Origin of the sequence: Achromobacter spanius, assembly GCF_002966795.1 — a bacterium.
In the GTDB taxonomy this organism is placed as follows: Bacteria; Pseudomonadota; Gammaproteobacteria; order Burkholderiales; family Burkholderiaceae_B; genus Achromobacter; species Achromobacter spanius_D.
In genome coordinates this window covers 2,009,402-2,031,470 of record NZ_CP023270.1, presented here as the reverse complement: position 1 = coordinate 2,031,470, position 22,069 = coordinate 2,009,402, and the positions used below count along the sequence as shown (strand labels likewise).

Sequence of the window (22,069 nt, the reverse complement as noted above, 5' to 3'; positions counted from 1 at the left end):
TTCAGGACTCCTCCGGATTAGCGCGACATACGGTCGCGGGGCAGCGTGTTGCTATTGCTGCTGCCGGAAGGCTGCGGCACCGGCGCGGCCGAACCGCGCGCAGGCTGCTGGACAGGCGTGTTGGACACGGGCGAGCCGGAGCTGCCGATGTTCGACTTGCCTGCATCCTGAGCCGCCAGATGCATGATCTTGTCCAGGGGCAAATACAACATGTTGTTGTTGCTCTTGGTGTCGACCATGACCTTGCTGGCGCGGGTGAAGATGTCCTGCATGCTTTCCAGGTACATGCGCTGGCGCATGACCTGCGGCGACTTCTCGTATTCGCCCAGGATGCTGGTGAAGCGCGACGTATTACCTTGCGCGTCGCCGACGACCTTGGCCTTGTAGCCTTCGGCCTGCTCCGTCATGCGCGACGCCTGACCGCTGGCCAACGGCACGACCTGATTGGCGTACGCCTGGCCTTCGTTGATCTGGCGCTCACGATCCTGACCGGCCTTGACGGCGTCGTCGAACGCGGCCTGCACTTGCTCGGGCGGCTGCACGTTCTGGATGGCGACGGTGCTGACCTGCACGCCCGTCTGGTAACGATCGAGGATCTGCTGCATCAGCGCCTGGACTTGGGAAGCCACCGTCGTACGGCCTTCGTACAGCACGAAGTCCATCGACTGCTTGCCCACGACTTCGCGCATGGCGGTTTCAGATGCCTGGCGCACGGACTCGTCCGGGTCGCGCGTCTTGAAGAGATAGTCGGGCGCGCCGTCCGCACGCAGGCGGTACTGGACGACGAACTGCATATCGACGATGTTCTCGTCCGTCGTGAGCATCAGCGCTTCAGGCAGGACCTTGTTGCGCGCGCCGCCACGGAAACCGACTTCGAACGTGCGCAGTTGCGACACGTTGACGATTTCATGGCTTTGGATGGGATAAGGCATGCGCCACTGGAAACCGGCTTGCGACGTGCTCTTGTACTTGCCGAACTGGGTCACGACCGCGACCTGGCCTTCCTGCACGATGTAGAAGCCGCTGGCCAGCCAGATGCCCGCCGCGACCAGGGCGATGACGCCCAGGCCGATGCGTGTGCCACGCGGGGATGGCGGCGTCATGCCGCCACGGTTGCCGGGACGGTTGTTGCCGCCACCGCCCTTGCGCCCGAACAGGTTCCCGATGCGATTATTGAAATCGCGCCAGACCTCGTCCAGGTCAGGAGGGCCGTCTCCATTGCCTTGGGGCCGCTTAGGCGGCGGCTCGGAGCCATTGTTGTTTCCACGACCCCAGCCGGGGTCATTCAGATTGAAGAGTTTGATAATTCGCGGCATTGTTTCCCACAATCTGTCCGGTCTCCGCAATTGCCCCGCGCAACGCATCCAAACCGGCGCGCTCGGTGGCGCTTACAAATACTCGCGCAATCGTACCATGTGCGTCGCGCTCCACCCGCGGTTCCAGGCCCGCCTGGTCGATCTTGTTGTATACCAGAATGGTGGGAATCGCGGCAGCGCCTATTTCGGCGAGGACCTTGTTCACTTCGAAAATCTGCTCATCCCGCTGCGGGCTGGCCGAGTCCACCACATGCAGGAGCAGATCGGCATGCACGGTTTCTTCTAGTGTGGCCCGGAAGGCGGCGATCAGGTTGTGAGGCAGGTCGCGGATGAAGCCCACGGTGTCTGACACCACCACCGATCCGGCGCCTTCGATCCAGATGCGGCGCGTCGTCGTGTCCAGCGTGGCAAATAGCTGGTCGGCGGCGTAGGCGTCGGCCCGGGTCAGCGCGTTGAACAGCGTCGACTTGCCGGCGTTGGTGTAGCCCACCAGGGAAACCGACAGCGCACCGCCCCGCGCACGGGCGCGCCGCTGGGTAATGCGCTGGCGTTCGACCTTGTCGAGCCGCTCGCGCAGCGTCTTGACCTTCACGCCGATCATCCGGCGGTCCATTTCGAGCTGGGATTCGCCCGGGCCACGCATCCCGATACCGCCGCGCTGGCGCTCCAAGTGACTCCACATCCGCGTGAGGCGTGTGGCCAGATGCTGGAGCTGGGCCAGTTCGACCTGCAGCTTGCCTTCGTGGCTCTTTGCGCGCAGCGCGAAGATGTCCAGGATGAGCGCGACGCGATCCACGACGCGCAGGTTGAAGGCGCGCTCAAGGTTACGTTGCTGGGCGGGAGACAAAGGCTGATCGAAAAGGACGATATCGGCAAGCAGCGCCTGCGCCATCGCGACGCCTTCGTCGGCCTTGCCGGAGCCGATGAAGAACTTGGCGTCGGGGCGATCGCGGCGGGCCGTCAGGGTGCCGACGATTTCGGCGCCCGCGCCCTTGGCCAGCATGGCGAATTCCTCGGCGTGGGCCGTGAAGTCCGGATCACCGAGATCCACACTGATGATCAGAGCGCGCATACATGCACCATATTCGAGCCAAAGCGAAAATGCCCGCCGACGGGAACCGTCTGGCGGGCAATAAAAGGTAAAGCTGGAGCGAGATTACTCAGCAGGGACTTCCACTTGAAAATTGACGGCACGCGCGGGAACGACGGTCGAAATGGCGTGCTTGTAGACCATCTGGGTGACCGTATTGCGCAGCAGCACCACGTATTGGTCGAAGGATTCGATTTGCCCTTGAAGCTTGATGCCGTTCACGAGGTAGATCGACACGGGCACATGATCCTTGCGCAGCGTGTTGAGGAACGGATCTTGCAGAGTTTGCCCTTTATTGCTCATTGGCCAGGCTCCATTTGATTGTTATTGAGTGATGACGCGCTTTTTGTACTGGTGGAGCACGCCGAAACACGTACTCTACAGGGTTTTCCCGGCCCGTGCTACTTGGCCGGGAAGCAAAAATGAGACCAGAGTTTTCCAGCTTAAAAGCCCTTGAAATCACGCCTGCAGGATCTTGTCGAGCGCTTGCAGAAGCATGTCGCATTGGCCTTCGGTACCCACCGTGATGCGCAGGAACTGGTCGATCCGAGCATGACGAAAATGACGCACGATGATGCTGCGTTCACGCAGGGCGGCGGCAAGCGTCGCGGCGTCTTTCGCCGGATGGCGTGCGAACACGAAGTTCGCCGCCGACGGGAGCACCTCGAAGCCTAGCGACTCCAATCCTGCGGTCATGCGCGACCGGGTCTCGATCACGGCATTGCGGGTCTGCTCAAAATACTCCGTATCCTCAAGGGCCGCCACTGCGCCGGCGGATGCAAGCCGATCGATGGGGTAGGAGTTGAAACTGTTCTTTACCCGCTCGAGTCCGTCGATGAGCGCGGCGCTCCCCACGGCAAAGCCCACCCGCAAACCGGCCAGCGAGCGCGACTTGGAAAGCGTCTGCACCACCAGCAGGTTGTCGTACCGCGAGACCAGCGGGATCACCGATTCGGCGCCGAAATCCACGTACGCCTCGTCCACGACGACGACCGTGTCCGGATTACCAGCCACGATGCGTTCGACCTCGGCGGCGCTGAGCGCGCGGCCGGTGGGCGCGTTGGGATTCGGGAAGATGATGGCGCCTGCCTGGCCGTGACGCGCCGGCAGGTAGTCTTCGACGTCGATGCGAAAGTCCGCGGTGAGCGGCATCGTTTCGAACGCGATGCCGTACAGGCCGCAATACACCGGGTAGAAGCTGTAGGTGATGTCAGGAAAACGCAGCGGACGGTCATGCTTGAGCAGCGCAAGGAACGCATGCGCCAGGACCTCGTCGGAACCATTGCCGACGAAAACCTGCTGCGGCTGCGCGCCGACAGCGGCGGCGATGGCCTCGCGCAAGCGGTCCGAGGACGGATCCGGATAAAGCTTGAGCGTGTCGTCGCAGGCCGCGCGGATCGCATCGAGCACCTTGGGCGACGGCCCGTAAGGATGCTCGTTGGTGTTCAGCTTGACCAGGTTCTGAAGCTTGGGCTGCTCGCCCGGCACATACGGACTGAGCGTCCCGACAACGGGACTCCAGAAACGGCTCATGGATCAGCTTTCCTGCGTGTAGGGGTTGTGCGAGGACTTGAATTCGATACGCAGCGGCGTGCCGGCCAGGTCGAACGCATTGCGGAAACGCGTTTCGAGATAGCGGCGGTACGAGTCGGGAATCGCGTCCAGTGCATTGCCGTGGATAACGACCAGCGGCGGGTTCTGTCCGCCCTGGTGCGCATAGCGCAGCTTGGGACGGAAGATGCCCTTGCGCGGAGGCTGCTGCTGCTCGACCGCGGCCTGCAGCTCGCGCGTGAGCTTGGGCGTGGACAGCTTGGCAAACGCGGCGGCGTGAGCGGCATTGATGGACTTGAGCAAGGGCTTGATGCCCTGCCCGCGCAGCGCGGAGATCGTGTGCACGCGTGCGAACGACAGAAAGCGCAGTTTGCGGTTGAACTCGCGCTCGATGCGTTCCTTTTCCTCGCCGTCCAGGCCATCCCACTTGTTGACGGCCACGACCACGGCACGGCCGGTTTCCAGCACGAACCCGGCGATGTGCGCGTCTTGCTCGGAGATTTCGGTCTGCGCGTCGAGCATCAGCAGCACGACGTTGCTGGCCTCGATGGCCTGCAAGGTCTTGATGACGGAGAACTTTTCGACGGCCTCGAAGACTTTGCCGCGCTTGCGCAGCCCGGCCGTGTCGATCAGCGTGTAGCGGCGGCCATCGCGGTCGAAATCGATTTCGATGGCGTCGCGCGTCGTGCCAGGCATGTCGAACGCGATGACGCGCTCTTCGCCCATGAACGTATTGATGAGCGTGGACTTGCCCACGTTGGGACGGCCCACGATCGCCAGCTTGATGCGGTGATCGTGTTCGCCTTCTTCGGCCGGTTCTTCTTCGGCGGGCGGTTCGGCCAGATCCTTGAGCGCGAGCTCGATCAGGTCGACGATGCCGTCGCCGTGCGCGGCCGAAATGGGATAGGGCTGACCCAGACCGAGTTCATGGAATTCGGCGATGGCGGGGCCCAGGCCCATGCCTTCAGCCTTGTTCACCGCCAGCAGCACGCGCTGCTGACCGGATTTGCGCAGCAGTTGCGCAATTTCGTGGTCGTGGGCGTTGATGCCCGCGCGGGCATCCACCAGGAACACGACGACGTCCGCCTCGGCGATGGCCTGCCTGGTCTGGCGGGCCATTTCGAGCAGGATGCCGTCCTTGGCCACGGGCTCGAAACCGCCGGTATCGATGGCGATGAACGGGATATCGCCCACCCTGCCCTCGCCGTAGTGGCGATCGCGGGTCAGGCCGGAATAATCGGCCACCAGCGCGGCGCGCGATCGCGTCAGGCGATTGAAAAGGGTCGATTTCCCCACATTGGGGCGGCCGACCAGGGCAACGACAGGCTTGAAAGACACGGTAAAAGGCTTTGTTTTATAAGGTTCAGTTGGTGCCGATCAGGACGAGATTGCCATTGCCCGTCTGGACCAGCACGCCTTGGGGCGTCGTCTGCGGCGGTGACACGACCGCGCCGCCGCCCACCGACAGGCGCGCCATCAGGCTGCCGTCGCTGCGCGACAGGAAATGCACATATCCGTCCAGATCGCCGACAGCCAGCGCGCCCCCCAGCATAGCCGGAGCGGTGAGCTGGCGGTTCTTCAGGGCGGCCTGCTTCCAGAGATTACCGCCATTATCCAGCGCAAACGCGTTGACCACGCTGTTCTGGTCGGCGGAAAAGGCGAAGCGGTCGTCGAGCGAGAGGCCACTGACGCTGGAGAAGTCCTTCGCCCACAGCGGACGGCCACCGGCGGTGACGTCGAAGCAGACAATGCGTCCCTGATAAGCCACGGCGCACAGCAGGTTGCCCGCGATGCGAGGTGCACCCACCACGTCGGTCAGGCGCTCCAGGTCGCCGGCGCCGCGCGGCGTGGCGACGGTGCCTTCCCATTGCACGTTGCCGCTGTTGGACGCAATAGCCAGGAGCTTGCCGCCGGGCAGACCCGTGATGACCAGCCCTTCGGCCAGGACCATTTGCGAGACGCTGCGCAAGGCGAGCGACGGGCCGGGACGCTGCACGCTCCAGACACGTTCGCCGCTGTTGGCGTCGAAAGCCTGGATGCGATAGTCGCCGCTGCGAACGACAACGATACCGTAGCCGACAACCGGCGGGATGGAGACGTCGCTGGTGGCGCGGACCTTCCACTTCACCTTGCCGGTGTCGTCGAAAGCGATGACGTCGCCATTGGGCGACGCCACGGCGGTGGTGGTGCCGTCGCTGCCGGCGCCGGCCGACAGCTTGGTGTCGGCCTTGGCCTTCCAGATGACCCGGCCGCTTTGCAGATCGAACTTGCCGACGGAGCCATCAGGCGTCGCAGCATAGATAGCGTCGCCGAGCACGATCGGCGCGAAGCCCAGGCCGGAGCCGCTGCCAATGGAAGTGGACCAGATCTGGCGCACGGACATGCCGGCCTTGTATTCGGTCAGGGGTGCCGGATCGTAGCGGCCGTCGTCATGGGAAAACATACCGCAACCGCCCAGGGCAAGCAGGCTTGCCAGCAGGACGGCGCCGCGCCACGTACGGCCAGGTGCAAATTTACGCATTACAGTCACGCTCCGCTCAAGGCATCCAGTTTCAGTTGCACAACCTGGGTCAGGGGATTGGCCAGGCCCAGGCCATCAATGGCGCTCTGCCAGGCCGCGCGCGCTTCCTCGCGCTTGCCTTGCGCAGCCAGCACGTCGCCGCGGCGGTCGGCGAACAAGGCGGCAAAGGCGGCCGGCGGATTGTTCAGTTGCGCGAGCGCGGCGTCGTATTGCTTCTGGTCAAGCATCATGCCCGCCAGGCGCAGGCGCGCCACGGCTTGCATGGAGGGGTTCTTGCCTTGGGCAGCCAGCCATTCGAGCTGTTCGCGGGCACCGGCATCATCCTTCTGCGCTTGCAGGGCCTGCGCGGCCACGAGGGCGCCACGTGCGGCGTAGCCGGTGTTGGGATATTTTTCGCGCAGCGTCGAGGCGGCGGTCTTGATGCGCACCGAGGAATCGGCGCCGCCCAGTCGAGCGGCATCTTCCAGCGCTTCGAAGTAACCCATGGCCTGATTGGCCTGGTGCGATTCGTACGCCTTCCAGCCCCACCAGCCGCCCCAAGCCAGGAGCACCACCGTCGTCAGCGCCAGCAGCAGCGTCCCGTAGCGGGCCCACCACGCCTTGATCGCGTCGAGTTTTTCCTGTTCTTCAAGATCGTATGCCATGCCTTAACCCTTGTTGTTCAATGCGTCGGCCAGCTTTGCCAGCGGAACCTGTTGCTGCGCCGCCTCGCCCTGCTCTTCTGCGCGCAGGAACTTGACGCTGGCGGTCTGCGACGCCACTTCGTCGGCGCCAAGGATAACCGCAACGCGGGCGCCACTGGCGTCCGCGCGCTTGAATTGCGACTTGAAGCCCGCCGATCCGGCATGCACGATGACCGACAGGCCCGCGTCGCGCAGGTCTTCGCCGACCCGGGCGGCCAGACGCTGCGCGTCTTCGCCCTGGTGCACGATGTAGACATCGCACTCGGCCGGCGCCGCGATTTCGACGCTTTGTTCCCACAGGTCGAGCAGACGTTCCATGCCGATGGCAAAGCCCACGGCCGGCGCGGTCTTGCCGCCCAACAGTTCGACCAGGCCGTCGTAGCGGCCGCCGCCGCAGACCGTGCCTTGGGAGCCCAGGCGGTCCGTGACCCATTCGAAGACGGTCAGGTTGTAGTAGTCCAGGCCGCGAACCAGCCGCGGGTTCAGGCGGTATTCGATGCCGGCGTCGGAGAGGCGCTGGCACACGCCTTCGAAGTGCGCGCGGGATTCTTCGCCCAGGAAGTCGAACAGGCGCGGCGCGCTGTCAGCCATTTCCTGCATGGCAGGGTTCTTGGTGTCCAGCACGCGCAGCGGATTGCTGTACATGCGGCGCTGGCCGTCCTCGTCCAGGATGTCGCGGTGCTTTTCCAGATGCTGGATCAGGGCGGCGCGGTGCGCGGCGCGTTCGGCCGGCTGGCCCAGCGAATTCAGTTCCAGGCGCACGTCCTTCAGGCCCAGCAGCTTCCAGAGGCGGGCCAGCATGACGATGAGTTCCGCGTCCACATCGGGACCGGCAAAGCCGAGGGCTTCGACGTCGATCTGGTGGAACTGCCGATAGCGGCCGCGCTGCGGGCGCTCGTGGCGGAAAACGGGACCGATGGAGTAGACGCGTTGCGGGCGGTCGTAGAGCAGGTTGTGCTCGATGGAGGCGCGCACGATGCCGGCGGTCATTTCGGGGCGCATGGTCAGCGACTCGCCGTTGAGCGCGTCGGTGAACGTGTACATCTCTTTTTCGACGATGTCGGTGACTTCGCCAATACCGCGCGCGAACAGGCGCGTATGCTCAAGCACCGGCGTACGCACATTGCGATAGCCGTAGCCGCGCAGCCAGCCGCGCACGATTTCCTCGAATTGCTCCCAGCGGGCGCTTGCCCCCGGCAGCAGGTCATTCATGCCGCGTATGGCGGCGACTTTCTGGAAAGCTTGAGTCATCTTGATCATGCCGCGGGCGCGCCCGAGAAGCGCGCCAGTGGCTACACCCTTACTTTAGTGAGAGGCGAGCGCGCCATAACGGCGCGCAACGTATTCTTCAACGATGGCCTGGAACTCTTCGGCGATATGGTCGCCCTTGAGCGTCACCGTGCGCTCGCCGTCGACGAACACCGGCGCGGCCGGCACTTCGCCGGTGCCCGGCAGACTGATGCCGATGTCGGCATGACGGCTTTCGCCCGGCCCATTGACCACACAGCCCATCACCGCGACGTTCATGGATTCGACGCCCGGATACTGCGCGCGCCACACCGGCATCTGCCGGCGCAGGAACGACTGGATGCTGTCGGCCAGTTCCTGGAAGAACGTGCTGCTGGTGCGGCCGCAGCCCGGGCAGGCGACGACCATGGGCGTGAAGGCGCGCAGTCCCATGGTCTGCAGGATTTCCTGCGCGACGATGGCTTCGCGGCTGCGATCGCCGCCCGGTTCAGGCGTGAGCGATATGCGGATGGTGTCGCCGATGCCTTGCTGCATCAGCACGGCAAGCGCGGCGGTCGAGGCCACGATGCCCTTGCTGCCCATGCCGGCCTCGGTCAGGCCCAGATGCAGGGGATAGTCGCAACGGGCGGACAGATCGCGATAGACCGCGATGAGGTCCTGGACATGGCTGACCTTGCACGACAGGATGATGGCGTCGCGCCGCAGGCCGAGTTCTTCGGCGCGCTGGGCATTGCTGATGGCCGAGACGACCAGCGCGTCGCGCATGACGGCCTGCGCTTCCCAGGGCTGGGCGCGCCGGCTGTTTTCGTCCATCTTGCGCGCCATCAGCTCGTGATCCAGGCTGCCCCAGTTGACGCCGATGCGCACCGGCTTGTCGTAGCGGCAGGCGACTTCGATCATTTGCGCGAAGTTGTCGTCGCGGCGCTTACCGCCCCCCATGTTGCCGGGGTTGATGCGGTACTTGGACAGGGCCTGCGCGCATTCCGGAAACTGCGTCAGCAGCTTGTGGCCGTTGTAGTGGAAGTCTCCCACCAGCGGCACGTTGACGCCCATGCGGTCGAGCTGTTCGCGGATGGCGACGACCTCGCGGGCGGCCTCCGGCGTATTCACGGTGATGCGAACGAGCTCGGAGCCGGCCTGCGCCAGCTCCTTGACCTGGATCGCGGTGGCGATGGCGTCCGCGGTGTCGGTGTTGGTCATGGACTGGACCACGACCGGGGCGTCTCCGCCCACCGTCACGACGCGTTCGCCCCACTTGACCGCGACGGAACGCGTGGCGCGGCGCGGCGCGGCCCCCACCGAGGGAGGCGGCGCGTCCTGGCAAGGCAGAGATGAATCTTGCATCGGGTTGAACCGGGTTACTTGGTCGACTTCGGCAGCCAGTCGGCCGGCAGCCACTGCTGCGGCAGCCAACCTTGCCAGAAGGCATACGCCACACCGGCGGCCAGCACCAGCACGATGGCGATCAGCCAGCCCCAGGATGTCGTGGACGAGCGGTCGTCGTCGGCGCTGGACTGGGGGATGGAATGCGCCGAGTGCAGCGAGCTGGGGCTGAGCTTGGCCGGACCGGTGACGCGAGCCTTGGGGTCGAGCGAATCGACGATGGCCTCGGCGTCGGCGCCAAGCAGGCGCGCGTAATTGCGCACGAGGCCGCGCAAGGAAACGCCGGTGGGCAGGTGATCCCACTGTTCGTTTTCAAGGGCTTCGATCTGCTTGGTGGAAAACTTGATGCGGCTGGAGACTTCGTCGAGCGACCAGCCCTTGGACTGGCGCAAACCGCGCAAGGCGGCGCCCACGCTGCCCACCGCACCGGCGGACGAGTCGGAAACTGCAGAAGCGAAATCCTGCGTCATGCGTGCACCTGTTTAATTGGTATGGTCTGGCGCTGTGCGGCATTGCGCTCGGTGATCCGAGTGCGGTCCCGCACCTCTCCGGCCAGCTGGCCGCAAGCCGCATCGATGTCGTCGCCCCGGGTCTTGCGAACCGTGGTGATGATGCCGGCGTCCATGAGACGCTGGGCAAACACCTTCACCCGCGCCGAGGCCGATCGCTTCAGACCGGACGCGGGGAATGGGTTGAACGGGATGAGGTTCAGCTTGCAGCGCACCTGGCGTGCAATGTGGATCAGTTCCTTGGCGTGCTGGTCGGTGTCGTTGATGCCGTCCAGCATGCAGTATTCAAACGTGATGAAGTCGCGCGGGGCGAACGCCAGATAGCGTTCGCAGGCGGCCAGCAACTCCTTCAGCGGGTATTTCTTGTTCAACGGCACGAGCTCGTCGCGCAGCGCGTCGTTGGGCGCGTGCAGCGAGACGGCCAGTGCCACGGGACAGTCTTGCGACAGGCGGTCCATCATGGGGACGACGCCCGAGGTGGACACCGTGACGCGGCGGCGCGACAGGCCGTAAGCGTTGTCGTCCAGCATGAGACGCAGCGCGGGCAGGACCTGATCGTAGTTGAGCAGGGGTTCGCCCATGCCCATCATGACGACGTTGCTGATGACGCGCGTGTCTTCGGTGGCGCGGGCGCTTTCAAGGCGGGCCGTGCCGATGTCGGCCTCCAGCACGCGCTTGGCCCACCACAACTGGCCGATGATTTCGCTGGTCTTCAGGTTGCGGTTGAAGCCCTGGTGCCCGGTCGAGCAGAAGCGGCAGTTCACCACGCAGCCAGCCTGACTGGAAATGCACAGCGTGCCGCGGTCGTCTTCGGGGATGAAGACGGTTTCGATGGCATTGCCCTGCCCCACGTCAAACAGCCACTTGCGGGTGCCGTCGGTCGAGCGCTGCTCGATATTGACGGGCAAGGCCTCGATGCGGCAATGCGACGCAAGCTGGCTGCGGAAATCGCGGGCCAGGTCGGTCATGGCGTCGAACGAATCGGCGCCGCGCTGGTGCATCCAGCGCTGCAACTGGCGGGCACGAAACGGCTTGCCGCCCCACTGCCCGACCAGTTCGGACAGGGCGGAGCCGTCCAGCCCCAGCAGATTGATTCGTTCGACGGATTCCATAACCAGGTAAAACTTAAAGCGCTTTCAACAACTTAAGCCAAAAATTAACGGCTGTGGATGTTGATTTCGGGGAAGAAGAAAGCCACTTCGACAGCGGCCGTTTCCGGAGCGTCGGAGCCGTGAACGGCGTTGGCGTCGATGCTGTCGGCGAAGTCGGCGCGGATGGTGCCGGCGTCAGCCTTCTTGGGGTCCGTGGCGCCCATCAGGTCGCGGTTCTTCTGGATGGCTTCTTCGCCTTCCAGCACTTGCACGAACACGGGACCCGAGATCATGAAGTCGACCAGGTCCTTGAAGAACGGACGGGCGGAGTGCACGGCGTAGAAACGCTCGGCGTCGGCGCGCGACAGTTGGGTCAGGCGGGCGGCAATGACCTTCAGGCCGGCTTGCTCGAAACGGCCGACGATCTGGCCGATGACGTTCTTGGCGACGGCGTCGGGCTTGATGATCGAGAGGGTACGTTGGATGGACATAAAGGACTCCGAAAACTGATTTCTGACGGGTTTCTGATTAATTGCCTGGTGGGGCTCTGTGCTTGTCGATGCCGCCCTTGGATGCCACCCTTCGGTGCCACGTCAAGCGCCATCGCGCCGTTGGCACGCAGGAGGTCCGAAACGAATGGGTGTCTCGGGCCGTCCTGAACCACCGACCAAGACAGGATTCGACACTGCCGACCTGTCGGACGCATCCCGGAATGCCAGCGGGATTCCGGTTGCACGCGAATCCATTGATTCTGCGCGCATTTCCGAAGGAATCCTCAATGAATTCAGGGACTTCTAAAAGGTTTACAGTAACCCGGTATTCTAACACGCTGAGAAGACCGCATTACATCTTAAAATGAGCGGTTTGCTGCCCGCTTCCTACCCGGGCGCCCCTGTCTGCCGGAACTTAGTAATGACTCAAGCTGCTCCCCCGAATGCCGCGCCCATCGCCGGCGAAACCCCGGAACTCTCCAAGAGCTTCGAACCCTCCGAACTGGAATCCCGCTGGTACGCCGAGTGGGACAAGCGCGGCTACTTCGCCGCGGGCCAGCACGTGAAAACGGGGACGGAAAGCCAGCCCTACGTCGTCCAGTTTCCGCCGCCCAACGTGACGGGCACCCTGCACATGGGCCACGCGTTCAACCAGACCATCATGGACGGGCTGGTGCGCTACCACCGGATGTCGGGCGACGACACGGTGTTCATTCCCGGCACCGACCACGCCGGCATCGCCACGCAGATCGTCGTTGAAAGACAGCTCGACGCGCAAAAGGTTTCGCGCCACGACCTGGGCCGCGAGAAATTCGTCGAGAAAGTGTGGGAATGGAAGGAAAAGTCGGGCAGCGCCATTACCGGGCAGGTGCGCCGCCTGGGCGCGTCGGCCGACTGGCCGCGCGAATACTTCACCATGGACGACCGCATGTCGCGCGGCGTGGTGGAAACCTTTGTCCGCCTGCATAAACAGGGACTGATCTATCGCGGCAAGCGGCTGGTCAACTGGGATCCCAAGCTGCTGACGGCCGTTTCCGACCTGGAAGTGCAATCCGAAGAGACCGATGGCCACATGTGGCACATCCTGTATCCGTTCGTCGACGGCCCGCAGACCATCGTCGACAACGAGGGCCAGACGGTCACCCTGCGCGGCATGACCATCGCCACGACCCGTCCGGAAACCATGCTGGCCGACGGCGCGCTGTGCGTGCATCCCGATGACCCCCGCTACAAGCACCTGGTGGGCAAGCAGGTCGAGCTGCCGCTTTGCGACCGCAACATTCCCATCATCGCCGACGACTTCGTCGACCCCGCATTCGGCACGGGCTGCGTGAAGATCACGGGCGCCCACGACTTCAACGACTACGCCTGCGCGATGCGCCACGATCTGCCGCTGATCGTGATCTTCACGCTGGACGCGCACATCAACGAAAACGGTCCTCAGCAGTTCCAGGGCATGGAACGCTACGAGGCTCGCAAGGCCGTCGTCGCGCAGCTGGACGCCGAAGGCTATCTGGTCAAGGTCGAGCCGCACAAGATGATGCAGCCCAAGGGCGACCGCACCGGCGTCGTGCTCGAGCCCATGCTGACCGACCAGTGGTTCGTCGCGATGAGCAAGCCCGCGCCGGAAGGCACGCTGAACCCCGGCAAGAGCATCACCGAGGTTGCGCTGGAAGTCGTGGCCGACGGCCGCATCCAGTTCTATCCGGACAACTGGACCACCATCTACAACCAGTGGTTGAACAACATCCAGGACTGGTGCATTTCGCGCCAGCTCTGGTGGGGCCACCAGATTCCGGCCTGGTACTCGGAAGACGGCCAGGTGTTCGTCGCCCACGACGAAGCCGGCGCGATCGAACAGGCACGCGCCGCCGGCGTCACGGGTCCGCTCACGCGCGATCCCGACGTGCTGGACACCTGGTTCTCGTCGGGTCTGGTGCCCTTCACGACGCTGGGCTGGCCGGAAAACACGCCGGACCTGCAGCGTTACCTGCCCTCCAGCGTCCTGGTGACGGGCTTTGACATCATCTTCTTCTGGGTGGCGCGCATGGTCATGCTGACCACGCACCTGACCGGCCAGATTCCGTTCAAGCACGTCTACGTGCACGGCCTCATCCGCGACGCGGACGGCCAGAAGATGAGCAAGTCCAAGGGCAACACGCTGGACCCGGTGGACCTGATCGACGGCATCGACTTGGACGGTCTGGTGGGCAAGCGCACCTACGGCCTGATGAATCCGAAGCAGGCCGGCGCGATCGAAAAGGCCACGCGCCGCCAGTACCCGGACGGCATCCCCGCCTACGGCACCGACGCGCTGCGCTTCACCATGGCGGCCTACGCCACGCTGGGCCGCAACATCAACTTCGACCTGAAGCGCTGCGAGGGCTACCGCAATTTCTGCAACAAGCTCTGGAACGCCACGCGCTTCGTGCTGATGAACACCGAAGGCCACGACCTGACGGTGGCCGATGCCGGCGAACTGTCCTTCGTGGACCGCTGGATCATCAGCCAGATGCAGACGCTGGAAGCCGACGTCGCGCGCGGTTTTGCCGACTACCGCTTCGACAACATCGCCAACGCGATCTACCGCTACGTGTGGGACGAATACTGCGATTGGTACCTGGAACTGGCCAAGGTGCAGATCCAGACCGGCACGCCGGCCCAGCAGCTTGGCACCCGCCGCACGCTGATCCGCGTTCTGGAATGCGTGCTGCGCCTGGCCCACCCGATCATTCCGTTCATCACGGAAGAACTGTGGCAGAAGGTGTCTGTCGTGGCCGACAAGCGCAAGGAAGGCGCCACCGACAGCGTCAGCGTGCAGCCCTACCCGAAGGCCAATCCGGATGCAGTGGACACTGCCGCCGAAGCCGACGTGGCCGAACTGAAGGCGCAGGTCGAGGCCGTGCGCGCGCTGCGCGGCGAGATGAGCCTGTCGCCCGCCCAGAAGGTGCCGCTGTGCGCCCAGGGCGACGCGCCCATGCTGACGCGCAACGCGCCGTACCTGGCCGCGCTGGCCAAGCTGAGCCAGGTCGACGTGCTGGACGTCCTGCCCGACGCCGGCGCGCCGGTGCAGGTCGTCGGCGGCAGCCGCCTGATGCTGCACGTTGAAATCGACGTGGCCGCCGAACGCGTTCGTCTGGATAAGGAAATCGCGCGCCTGGCCGGCGAAATCACCAAGGCGCAGGGCAAGCTGTCCAACGCCAGCTTCGTCGAGCGCGCCCCCGCCGCGGTCGTCGAACAGGAAAAGGCCCGCATGGCGCAATTCGGTGAGACGCTGCAGAAGGTGCAGGAGCAGCGCGCCAAGCTGGGCGACTGATCCCCGCGCTTCACGTGCAACCCCAGAAACCCCGGACGCCGTTCCGGGGTTTTTGTTTTGGAGGTTTGGCTTTAGGAGTTACGGCGGGAGTCGGGGGGCTGGACTCGCCAGCCTTCAAACCCCGCCGTCCGTCATCCGGTACCAGCTCACCACCGCGTTGACGTACAGCCGGCGCAGCGGGTAAAGCGGAAACGGCACGATCGGCGACAGGGGCACGGGCAACGCATTGGCATCGCCCGTGGCCACGTATTGCGCCATCGCCGCGCCCATGCACGTCTGCAGGCCGACGCCGCGGCCCTGGCAGCCGATGTCCACCAGCAGTCCGGGCTGCGGCTCATGCAGATGCGGCAGATAGTCGCGCGTGACGGCGACCCGGCCGCACCAGCGGAACTCGAAGGGCGTGCCCGCCACCTGCGGAAACATCTTCACCATCACGCGTTCAAGGTGCGCCCAGTCCGACTCGCCCTTGGGTTCGCGAAAGGGGCCGCGGCCGCCCATCAGCAACCGGCCCTGATGATCCAGACGGAAATACAGCAGCAGGTTGCGCGTGTCCGACGTGACATGCCCTTCCGGGAATATGCCCGCACGGATGCGGTCCGGCAGCGGCACGGTCGCCACCTGGAACGTATTGGCGTCGATGATGGACGGCTTGAGTCCGGGCCACAGATCGCCGCCATAGGCATTGGTGCACATCACCACGCGATCGGCGGTGACCGAAGGTCCGCGCGCGGTCGACACCGTCCATTTGCCGCCGTCACGAGCCAAGCCGGTGACGGGCGTGTCGGTGTGCAGCATCGCGCCTGCATTCAACGCGGCGCGCGCCAGACCTCGCGCATAGCTCAACGGTTGCACCGCCCCCGCCCGCCGGTCGACCCATCCGCCCAGGTATTTGTCCGTGCCGATCAGACGCGCGACCTGCGCGCGGTCCAGCGGCTGGGCATCCACGCCCAGCCGTGCCCATTGCGCCGCGCGGCCGTGCGCGATGCGCAGCGCCTGCGGCGTGTGCGCGCCCTGGATCCACCCTGAGCGCACACGCGGCACGTCCATCGCGTGGCGTTCGATCAGGTTAAAGACGGCATCCGCCGTCGCGCCGGCAAACCGGATCAGCCGCTCGCCACGCTCGGGCCCGAACATCGAGATCAGATCATCCGGGTCGTACTTCAATCCGGGAATGACCTGGCCGCCATTGCGGCCTGATCCACCAAAGCCGATCTCGCGCGCTTCCAGCAGCACGACCTTGACGCCGCGCTCGGCCAGATGCAACGCGGTGGACAGGCCGGCGTAGCCGCCGCCGATCACGGCGACGTCTGCCTGCGCCGAGGCGTCGAGCGGCGCGGTTGGCGGCGGCGGCGCCGCGGTGGCCGCCCACAGCGACGGGGAAAGCGGAAACGGCGCTGGCTGCATGGGGCTTCCTTCCTTACATGGGATGCAGCACGCGCCGCAGGAAGTCCTGCGTGCGCGGATGCTGCGGATGATTCAGGACTTCGCGGGCGGCGCCCTGCTCCACCATGACGCCGCCATCGAAGAACATGACGCGGTCGGCGACCTCGCGCGCAAAGCTCATTTCGTGCGTGACGACGACCATCGTCATGCCGGCTTCGGCCAGCTTGCGCATGACGCCAAGCACGTCGCCGACCAGCTCCGGATCGAGCGCCGAGGTGGGCTCGTCAAACAGGATCGCCTTCGGTCTCATCGCCAGCGCGCGCGCGATGGCCACGCGCTGCTGCTGGCCGCCCGACAATTGGTTCGGATGCGCGTGCTCCTTGTCCGCCAGTCCCACGCTGGCCAGCAATTCGCGGCCGCGCTCCACCGCCTGAGCGCGCGGCTCCTTCTTGACGAAAATAGGACCTTCGATCACGTTTTCCAGCGCCGTGCGGTGCGGAAACAGGTTGAAGCGCTGGAACACCATCGCCACCTGCGTGCGGATCGACACGATGGAGGGCGCGTCGCAATCTACGAGCTCGCCGTCCACGGTGATGCGGCCAGCGTTGTAGCGCTCCAGTCCGTTGATGCAGCGCAGGATGGTCGACTTGCCCGAGCCCGACGGGCCCACGACGCACACGACCTCGCCCTGTTCGACCTCGGCGTCGATGCCCTTCAAGACCTCGAGCGGGCCAAAACTCTTTCTTACGCCTTGCAGGCTGATCATTTGGTTGCGCTCCGCTTTTCCAGATGCCGCACCAGCAGGATGAGCGGCACGCACATCACCAGGTACATCAGCGCGACCAGGGTGAACACCGTGGCGTTCTTGAAGGTGGATACGGCGATGAGCTTGCCTTGCAGCGCCAGCTCGGCGACGGTGATGGTGGATGCCTGCGACGAATCCTTCAGCATCATGATCATGATGTTGCCGTACGGCGGCAGGACGATCTTCACGGCCTGCGGCAGCACCACGCGCCGCATCGTCAAGCCCCAGCCCATGCCCATGGCCATCGCCGCCTCGATCTGCCCGCGATCGATCGCCTGGATGCCGGCGCGGAAGTTCTCTGCCTGATAGGCCGAATACGCGATGCCCAGGCCGATGATGGCCGCGTGCACCGCGCTCAGCGACACGCCCATGTCCGGCATCACGAAGTAGATGTAGAAGAGCAGCACGATGATCGGAATGCCGCGCAGCAGATTGACCAGACCCGCGCTAAACCCCGACAAGTACTTGTTGCCCGACACCCGCATCAACGCCCACACCAGGCCCAGCACCGTCGACAGCGCGAGCGAGCCCAGCGTCACCAGGATGGTGAGCTTGGCGCCCTCCAGCAGGATCGGCATGAATTCTGCCGCGTCTTTCAAGAATTCCGTCATGAGTCCACCTACCCCGAGAAGACCGCCCGCGAAGACAGCTTGGGATACCACCCGAGAAGCGCCGCGGATGCGCTGCGTCCGCTGGCGCGCGCGAACGCGCCAGCGGGATGTCGCGAATGCTTGAGCTCAGATTGCCCGGTCGGCATCAGGCGCCGCCCAGGCCCCACTTCTTCAGGATCGCGTCGATGGCGCCGTCGGCCTTCAGCTTGGCCAGCGCCTTGTTGATGCGGTCAAGCAGCTCGGTGTCGTCCTTGCGCGTGGCCAGGCCAAGGCTGCCCATGATCGTCGGCTGATACGACTGCGCCATTTTCAGGTTGGGATAGTTGCCCTGCGACAGGACGTACGCGGCGATGGGATAGTCCATGAAGCCGCCCTGGATCCGGCCGGCGTTGGCGTCGCGCATCATGTCGGGCGGGTTGTCGTAAAGCTTCACTTCCTTGAAGACGCCGCTCTTCTGGATGGGCTCGACAAAGGCGGTGCCGACTTGCACGCCGACCGTCATGCCCTTCATGTCGGCGAACGACTTGTATTCCTTGTTGTCGGTCTTGAGCACCATCAGGCCCTCGCCATAGCGATAGACGGGCTCGGAAAAGCTCACCACCTGCTGGCGCTGGGGCGTGATGAACATCGCCGCCGACACGATGTCGATACGCTTGGACGTCAGCGAGCCGATCAGCGCGGAAAACGCCATGGGCTCGATCTGCACCGAGAAGCCGGCCTCCTTGCCCACCGCTTTCACGATGTCGACCATCACGCCCTCGATGCTGTTGGTTTTGGTATCGAGAAACGTGAACGGGCTGCCGGTGGGCGTGGACCCCACCTTCAGCACCGTCTGGGCTTGGGCGCCCGCCGCCATGGACAATGCTGCGAATACAGAGACAACAAGAGTCTTGAATTTCATGACATATCCTCATCGTGGCAAAGAAGGCCGGGCCGCGCGTGGCGCGCCCGGTGGCGGCACGCTCCCCGCGCGTTCCGCCGCTTGGGTGCTGCGCGCTCAGGGCGCTTGTGGCGTGTCGTCCTCCGCGGCTTGAGTGATGTTGGATATGGCCCAGATGACCTCGGTCGTCTGGGTCCCCGGATTGCACCAGCGGCGCGGCGTGCTGCTGGCGTAGCAAAAGCTGTCGCCGGCTTGCAGGCGGATAACGCGGTCGCCCACCCAGAGTTCGAGCACACCCGTGAGCACCAGGCCGATCTGCTCGCCCTGCCCCGTCACGAACAGTTCGTTGCCGGTCGATCCGCCGGGCGCGATGGAAGCCCGGCACAGGTCCATGCTGCGGCATGCCGCGGGCGTGAACATCTCTTTGCTGATGCCTTTTTCCTTCAGGTCGATGTGGCGGTGCGTGCCCGCGCGGGCCACGCGCCCGTCTTCCTCGCCGCCGGTGTGCTCGGCGTTGCGCAACAGCGAATTGACCGACACGCGAAACTCGCGCGCCAGGAGATGAAGGACTTTGATGGACGCCGAACTCAGCCCTCTTTCAATTTGGCTGAGCAGGCCGAGCGACATGCCGCAGGCCCGGGCGACGTCAGCGAGCGACCGTCCCTGCTGCTTGCGCAACTGGCGCAGTTGCTGACCCAGCCACAGATCGACGGCCGACTCCGGCCGTTCCGCGAGAGCGGGCGACGCGGGCGCTGCACGGGCACGGCGAACGGCGGCGGAGCGGCTCATATGAAAATTTCATGTGCATGTAATTTTCAATACTAAGGAGCCGCAAAAACGCCCACAATCCAGGGACTTCCCTAGCGTAGTGGGCGCGATCGGCGTTGCGGGCCGGCGTGACGATCAGGAGGCGTCGGAGGGATCCGGGTTGGGTTTGCGCGGCCGGCGGCGTCTCGCGTTCTGCTCCGCGGGCAACGGCGTGCCAGCCAACTCGGCCAGATAGCGCTCGTCCAGCTTGCTCAGCCAGCCTTTTGCGCGCGCCGATTCGATGAGCTCGGGCCGGCGGGCGGCGGTCAACGCGAGCGAGCGTTCGCGCCGCCAGCGCGCGATATTGGCATGGTGCCCGCTCAGCAGGGGCGCCGGCACCGCTTCGCCGTCATAGACTTCTGGGCGCGTGTAGTGCGGGCTGTCCAGCAGGCCGGACAAGGTGTCATTGAAGGAATCCTGCAGGGCGGAATCCCCGTCGTTGAGCACCCCGGGCAATAGACGCACGGCGGCATCGATCACGGCAAGCGCCGCAATTTCACCCCCGGAGAGGACGAAGTCGCCCAGCGAGATCTCTTGCGTGACACAGCGATCAATGAAGCGCTGGTCCACGCCTTCGTAACGGCCGCAAATGAGAATGAGGCCATCGCTGGCGGCCAACGCTTCGGCGCCGGCCTGGTCATAACGCCGGCCGACCGGCGCAAGCAGCGCCACCGGAGCAGGACCCAGGCCCTGTTCGGCGCGCGCCTGCTGGGCGGCGTTGACGGCGGCTTCCAGCGGACCCGGCATCATCACCATGCCGGGGCCGCCGCCATAGGGGCGGTCGTCCACCGTACGGTGGACGTCATGCGTGAAATCGCGCGGATTCCAGGCGTGAAGCTGCCACCGGCCCTGGGCATGAGCCCGGCCGGTGACGCCGAGGTCGCGCACCACCCCGAACATTTCGGGAAATAGCGTAACGACGTCGATACGCATCAAAAATCCGCGGGCCAGTCGCTGTCGATGCGGCGGGCGGCCAGATCAACGGCGTGGATGTGCGCGCGTACGAACGGAACAAGCATTTCGGCGGGTCGGCCCTTGGCGTCCAGGACGGGCTCGGCGCTTTCGCCCTCGCCCTTCTGCAGCAGGACCTTCAACACGGCGTGAGCACCGTTATCAAGGACCTCGCTGACCACGCCAATTCGCGTGGGTTCGCCGTTGGCGCTGGTATACAGCGCGCAACCAATGAGATCGACCCAGTAGTATTCGTCTTCCTCGGGCGCGGGAAATGATCCACGCGGCGCTTGCACGGTATGTCCGCGCAAGGCTTCGGCCTGATCGCGATCCGTAATGCCCTGCAGTTGCGCCACCACGGTGGCTCCCTGCGAACGGGATTGCAAGATCTTGAATGCGACAGGCGCAGACGCGACAGCGCCCCGCGCCAATTCAGGCACAGGGCGAGTCAACCACCATTGAGACGCTGAGAGCAGCACTTCGGCGTTGGCCGAATGCGGCTGCACTTTAACCCAGCCTTTCACACCGTAGGCTGCAGTAATGCGGCCCAGCTCGACCAAATCCGTAGGCGCCGCGTTGGAGGTTGCGGCATCAGGCATTTATCGTGCTCTTTATCAGGCTTGGATAGCGATGAAGCAGCCAGGAATTTCCGCTTTCAAGCGCGAGGCTTTCAGCGTCGAAAAACCAGCTGCTTCAGAATTCAACTAAGGATGTGCGTCGCGGGCAATTAGGCCGCGGCGGAAACCTTGGCCGAGTATTCCTTGACCAGACGCTCGACGGCGGGCGACAGTTGCGCGCCGGTGCCGGTCCAGTACTGCACGCGATCCAGCGCAATGCGCAGGTTTTCCGTGCCTTCGCTAGCCACGGGGTTGTAAAAACCCACGCGCTCGATAAAACGGCCGTCGCGACGGTTACGCGAATCGGTGGCCACCAGGTTGTAGAACGGACGCTTCTTGGACCCACCGCGGGCCAGGCGAATCACCACCATAGGTAATCCCTTGAATTAGTTGTGAAAAACGGGAAATTCTAGCACTGAAAGGAGCCTGCTGGCAAATGCGAGTGCCGAAGAATCTGTGATGCGGTGCGATTTGTATCCCAAAACACCACATCCGGGTATTCTACAAGCACGAGCCCAGCCCTGCTGCGGCTCGATCTGTAGGTGGCCTGGTCGTCGTCGCGTTCGCATTTGTGCGCGCTTGTGCCGGTGTCTTCGCCTGCGGCCTTCCCCCGTTGTCATGCGTTTGAGCAGTTGGTGCGTCTGAAGAGCAATCTGATTGGAGCGATCGGATTTCATGTCGACCCGCGCAAAACTCTACGCCCTGGCCTTGCTGGCCGCTTGGAAGCGACAGCCTTCCCCTGATACCCCGCTTTTGCCGCGAACCCCTGGAAGATCCTGGCGGCTTTGTTGCGTCCCTGCCTGACTCCGCTTTTTC

General features: G+C 64.4%; 21 protein-coding genes. 1 reads left to right on the top strand and 20 read right to left on the bottom strand.

What is annotated here, in order from left to right:
• Positions 1 to 17 precede the first annotated feature (17 nt).
• The 12 genes from hflK to ndk form a co-directional block, all read right to left on the bottom strand.
• Complete coding sequence (gene hflK, locus CLM73_RS09125) at positions 18 to 1,316, bottom strand: FtsH protease activity modulator HflK (RefSeq protein WP_105238159.1); 1,299 nt, start codon at positions 1,314 to 1,316, stop codon at positions 18 to 20.
• Positions 1,282 to 2,388, bottom strand: a complete 1,107-nt coding sequence (gene hflX, locus CLM73_RS09120; protein WP_105238158.1) for a GTPase HflX — start codon at positions 2,386 to 2,388, stop codon at positions 1,282 to 1,284. Before hflX ends, hflK begins: the two co-directional genes overlap by 35 nt.
• A gap of 84 nt (positions 2,389 to 2,472) precedes the next feature.
• Entirely contained in the window at positions 2,473 to 2,709 is a 237-nt protein-coding gene (hfq, locus tag CLM73_RS09115; RefSeq protein ID WP_006218585.1) for an RNA chaperone Hfq, read from the bottom strand.
• Positions 2,710 to 2,865: 156 nt separating this feature from the next.
• Positions 2,866 to 3,939 (bottom strand): histidinol-phosphate transaminase, encoded by a 1,074-nt coding sequence (gene hisC / locus CLM73_RS09110; RefSeq protein ID WP_105238157.1) that lies wholly within the window; start codon positions 3,937 to 3,939, stop codon positions 2,866 to 2,868.
• A 3-nt stretch (positions 3,940 to 3,942) separates the two neighbouring features.
• Positions 3,943 to 5,295: a ribosome biogenesis GTPase Der gene (der, locus tag CLM73_RS09105; protein ID WP_105238156.1), complete on the bottom strand. Its 1,353-nt coding sequence runs from the start codon at positions 5,293 to 5,295 to the stop codon at positions 3,943 to 3,945.
• Positions 5,296 to 5,320: 25 nt separating this feature from the next.
• On the bottom strand, positions 5,321 to 6,478 hold the full coding sequence (bamB, locus tag CLM73_RS09100; RefSeq protein ID WP_105238155.1) for an outer membrane protein assembly factor BamB: 1,158 nt from the start codon (positions 6,476 to 6,478) through the stop codon (positions 5,321 to 5,323).
• Positions 6,479 to 6,483: 5 nt separating this feature from the next.
• Positions 6,484 to 7,122, bottom strand: a complete 639-nt coding sequence (locus CLM73_RS09095; protein WP_105238154.1) for a YfgM family protein — start codon at positions 7,120 to 7,122, stop codon at positions 6,484 to 6,486.
• A gap of 3 nt (positions 7,123 to 7,125) precedes the next feature.
• Positions 7,126 to 8,412: a histidine--tRNA ligase gene (gene hisS, locus CLM73_RS09090; protein ID WP_105241440.1), complete on the bottom strand. Its 1,287-nt coding sequence runs from the start codon at positions 8,410 to 8,412 to the stop codon at positions 7,126 to 7,128.
• 54 nt (positions 8,413 to 8,466) lie between these two features.
• A complete protein-coding gene (gene ispG / locus CLM73_RS09085) occupies positions 8,467 to 9,753 on the bottom strand; it encodes a flavodoxin-dependent (E)-4-hydroxy-3-methylbut-2-enyl-diphosphate synthase (protein WP_105238153.1) in 1,287 nt (428 codons plus the stop codon).
• A 14-nt stretch (positions 9,754 to 9,767) separates the two neighbouring features.
• A complete protein-coding gene (locus CLM73_RS09080) occupies positions 9,768 to 10,262 on the bottom strand; it encodes a helix-turn-helix domain-containing protein (protein ID WP_105238152.1) in 495 nt (164 codons plus the stop codon).
• A complete protein-coding gene (gene rlmN, locus CLM73_RS09075) occupies positions 10,259 to 11,413 on the bottom strand; it encodes a 23S rRNA (adenine(2503)-C(2))-methyltransferase RlmN (RefSeq protein ID WP_105238151.1) in 1,155 nt (384 codons plus the stop codon). The genes CLM73_RS09080 and rlmN overlap by 4 nt, the downstream gene beginning before the upstream one ends.
• A gap of 44 nt (positions 11,414 to 11,457) precedes the next feature.
• Positions 11,458 to 11,883 carry a nucleoside-diphosphate kinase gene (ndk, locus tag CLM73_RS09070; RefSeq protein WP_105238150.1) on the bottom strand — a complete coding sequence of 142 codons (426 nt, stop codon included), beginning with the start codon at positions 11,881 to 11,883 and terminating at the stop codon, positions 11,458 to 11,460.
• Between the two features lie 421 nt (positions 11,884 to 12,304).
• Between ndk and CLM73_RS09065 the strand changes: the two genes are divergently transcribed.
• Positions 12,305 to 15,199: a valine--tRNA ligase gene (locus CLM73_RS09065; RefSeq protein WP_105238149.1), complete on the top strand. Its 2,895-nt coding sequence runs from the start codon at positions 12,305 to 12,307 to the stop codon at positions 15,197 to 15,199.
• 114 nt (positions 15,200 to 15,313) lie between these two features.
• Here the strand turns inward: CLM73_RS09065 and CLM73_RS09060 are convergent, their stop codons facing one another.
• From CLM73_RS09060 to rpsP, 8 genes are all read right to left on the bottom strand, one after another.
• Positions 15,314 to 16,603, bottom strand: a complete 1,290-nt coding sequence (locus tag CLM73_RS09060; protein WP_105238148.1) for an NAD(P)/FAD-dependent oxidoreductase — start codon at positions 16,601 to 16,603, stop codon at positions 15,314 to 15,316.
• A 13-nt stretch (positions 16,604 to 16,616) separates the two neighbouring features.
• Positions 16,617 to 17,348, bottom strand: a complete 732-nt coding sequence (locus tag CLM73_RS09055; protein WP_056571452.1) for an amino acid ABC transporter ATP-binding protein — start codon at positions 17,346 to 17,348, stop codon at positions 16,617 to 16,619.
• Positions 17,345 to 17,998, bottom strand: a complete 654-nt coding sequence (locus CLM73_RS09050) for an amino acid ABC transporter permease (RefSeq protein WP_056571453.1) — start codon at positions 17,996 to 17,998, stop codon at positions 17,345 to 17,347. The genes CLM73_RS09055 and CLM73_RS09050 overlap by 4 nt, the downstream gene beginning before the upstream one ends.
• 145 nt (positions 17,999 to 18,143) lie before the next feature.
• On the bottom strand, positions 18,144 to 18,899 hold the full coding sequence (locus CLM73_RS09045) for an ABC transporter substrate-binding protein (protein ID WP_056571455.1): 756 nt from the start codon (positions 18,897 to 18,899) through the stop codon (positions 18,144 to 18,146).
• A 96-nt stretch (positions 18,900 to 18,995) separates the two neighbouring features.
• Positions 18,996 to 19,667 carry a helix-turn-helix domain-containing protein gene (locus CLM73_RS09040; RefSeq protein ID WP_105238147.1) on the bottom strand — a complete coding sequence of 224 codons (672 nt, stop codon included), beginning with the start codon at positions 19,665 to 19,667 and terminating at the stop codon, positions 18,996 to 18,998.
• A gap of 114 nt (positions 19,668 to 19,781) precedes the next feature.
• On the bottom strand, positions 19,782 to 20,618 hold the full coding sequence (gene trmD, locus CLM73_RS09035) for a tRNA (guanosine(37)-N1)-methyltransferase TrmD (RefSeq protein WP_105238146.1): 837 nt from the start codon (positions 20,616 to 20,618) through the stop codon (positions 19,782 to 19,784).
• Entirely contained in the window at positions 20,618 to 21,235 is a 618-nt protein-coding gene (rimM, locus tag CLM73_RS09030; RefSeq protein ID WP_105238145.1) for a ribosome maturation factor RimM, read from the bottom strand. The genes trmD and rimM overlap by 1 nt, the downstream gene beginning before the upstream one ends.
• A 128-nt stretch (positions 21,236 to 21,363) precedes the next feature.
• Positions 21,364 to 21,624, bottom strand: coding sequence for a 30S ribosomal protein S16 (rpsP, locus tag CLM73_RS09025; RefSeq protein WP_008165084.1), 261 nt, complete (start codon positions 21,622 to 21,624; stop codon positions 21,364 to 21,366).
• Positions 21,625 to 22,069 lie beyond the last annotated feature (445 nt).

Excerpts from the sequence above, each read along its gene's own strand:
- hflK (WP_105238159.1), bottom strand. The coding sequence starts at position 1,316 with ATGCCGCGAATTATCAAACTCTTCAATCTGAATGACCCCGGCTGGGGT.
- hflX (WP_105238158.1), bottom strand. The coding sequence starts at position 2,388 with ATGCGCGCTCTGATCATCAGTGTGGATCTCGGTGATCCGGACTTCACG.
- hfq (WP_006218585.1), bottom strand. The coding sequence starts at position 2,709 with ATGAGCAATAAAGGGCAAACTCTGCAAGATCCGTTCCTCAACACGCTG.
- hisC (WP_105238157.1), bottom strand. The coding sequence starts at position 3,939 with ATGAGCCGTTTCTGGAGTCCCGTTGTCGGGACGCTCAGTCCGTATGTG.
- bamB (WP_105238155.1), bottom strand. The coding sequence starts at position 6,478 with ATGCGTAAATTTGCACCTGGCCGTACGTGGCGCGGCGCCGTCCTGCTG.
- CLM73_RS09095 (WP_105238154.1), bottom strand. The coding sequence starts at position 7,122 with ATGGCATACGATCTTGAAGAACAGGAAAAACTCGACGCGATCAAGGCG.
- hisS (WP_105241440.1), bottom strand. The coding sequence starts at position 8,412 with ATGACTCAAGCTTTCCAGAAAGTCGCCGCCATACGCGGCATGAATGAC.
- ispG (WP_105238153.1), bottom strand. The coding sequence starts at position 9,753 with ATGCAAGATTCATCTCTGCCTTGCCAGGACGCGCCGCCTCCCTCGGTG.
- CLM73_RS09080 (WP_105238152.1), bottom strand. The coding sequence starts at position 10,262 with ATGACGCAGGATTTCGCTTCTGCAGTTTCCGACTCGTCCGCCGGTGCG.
- rlmN (WP_105238151.1), bottom strand. The coding sequence starts at position 11,413 with ATGGAATCCGTCGAACGAATCAATCTGCTGGGGCTGGACGGCTCCGCC.
- ndk (WP_105238150.1), bottom strand. The coding sequence starts at position 11,883 with ATGTCCATCCAACGTACCCTCTCGATCATCAAGCCCGACGCCGTCGCC.
- CLM73_RS09065 (WP_105238149.1), top strand. The coding sequence starts at position 12,305 with ATGACTCAAGCTGCTCCCCCGAATGCCGCGCCCATCGCCGGCGAAACC.
- CLM73_RS09060 (WP_105238148.1), bottom strand. The coding sequence starts at position 16,603 with ATGCAGCCAGCGCCGTTTCCGCTTTCCCCGTCGCTGTGGGCGGCCACC.
- CLM73_RS09055 (WP_056571452.1), bottom strand. The coding sequence starts at position 17,348 with ATGATCAGCCTGCAAGGCGTAAGAAAGAGTTTTGGCCCGCTCGAGGTC.
- CLM73_RS09050 (WP_056571453.1), bottom strand. The coding sequence starts at position 17,998 with ATGACGGAATTCTTGAAAGACGCGGCAGAATTCATGCCGATCCTGCTG.
- CLM73_RS09045 (WP_056571455.1), bottom strand. The coding sequence starts at position 18,899 with ATGAAATTCAAGACTCTTGTTGTCTCTGTATTCGCAGCATTGTCCATG.
- CLM73_RS09040 (WP_105238147.1), bottom strand. The coding sequence starts at position 19,667 with ATGAGCCGCTCCGCCGCCGTTCGCCGTGCCCGTGCAGCGCCCGCGTCG.
- trmD (WP_105238146.1), bottom strand. The coding sequence starts at position 20,618 with ATGCGTATCGACGTCGTTACGCTATTTCCCGAAATGTTCGGGGTGGTG.
- rimM (WP_105238145.1), bottom strand. The coding sequence starts at position 21,235 with ATGCCTGATGCCGCAACCTCCAACGCGGCGCCTACGGATTTGGTCGAG.
- rpsP (WP_008165084.1), bottom strand. The coding sequence starts at position 21,624 with ATGGTGGTGATTCGCCTGGCCCGCGGTGGGTCCAAGAAGCGTCCGTTC.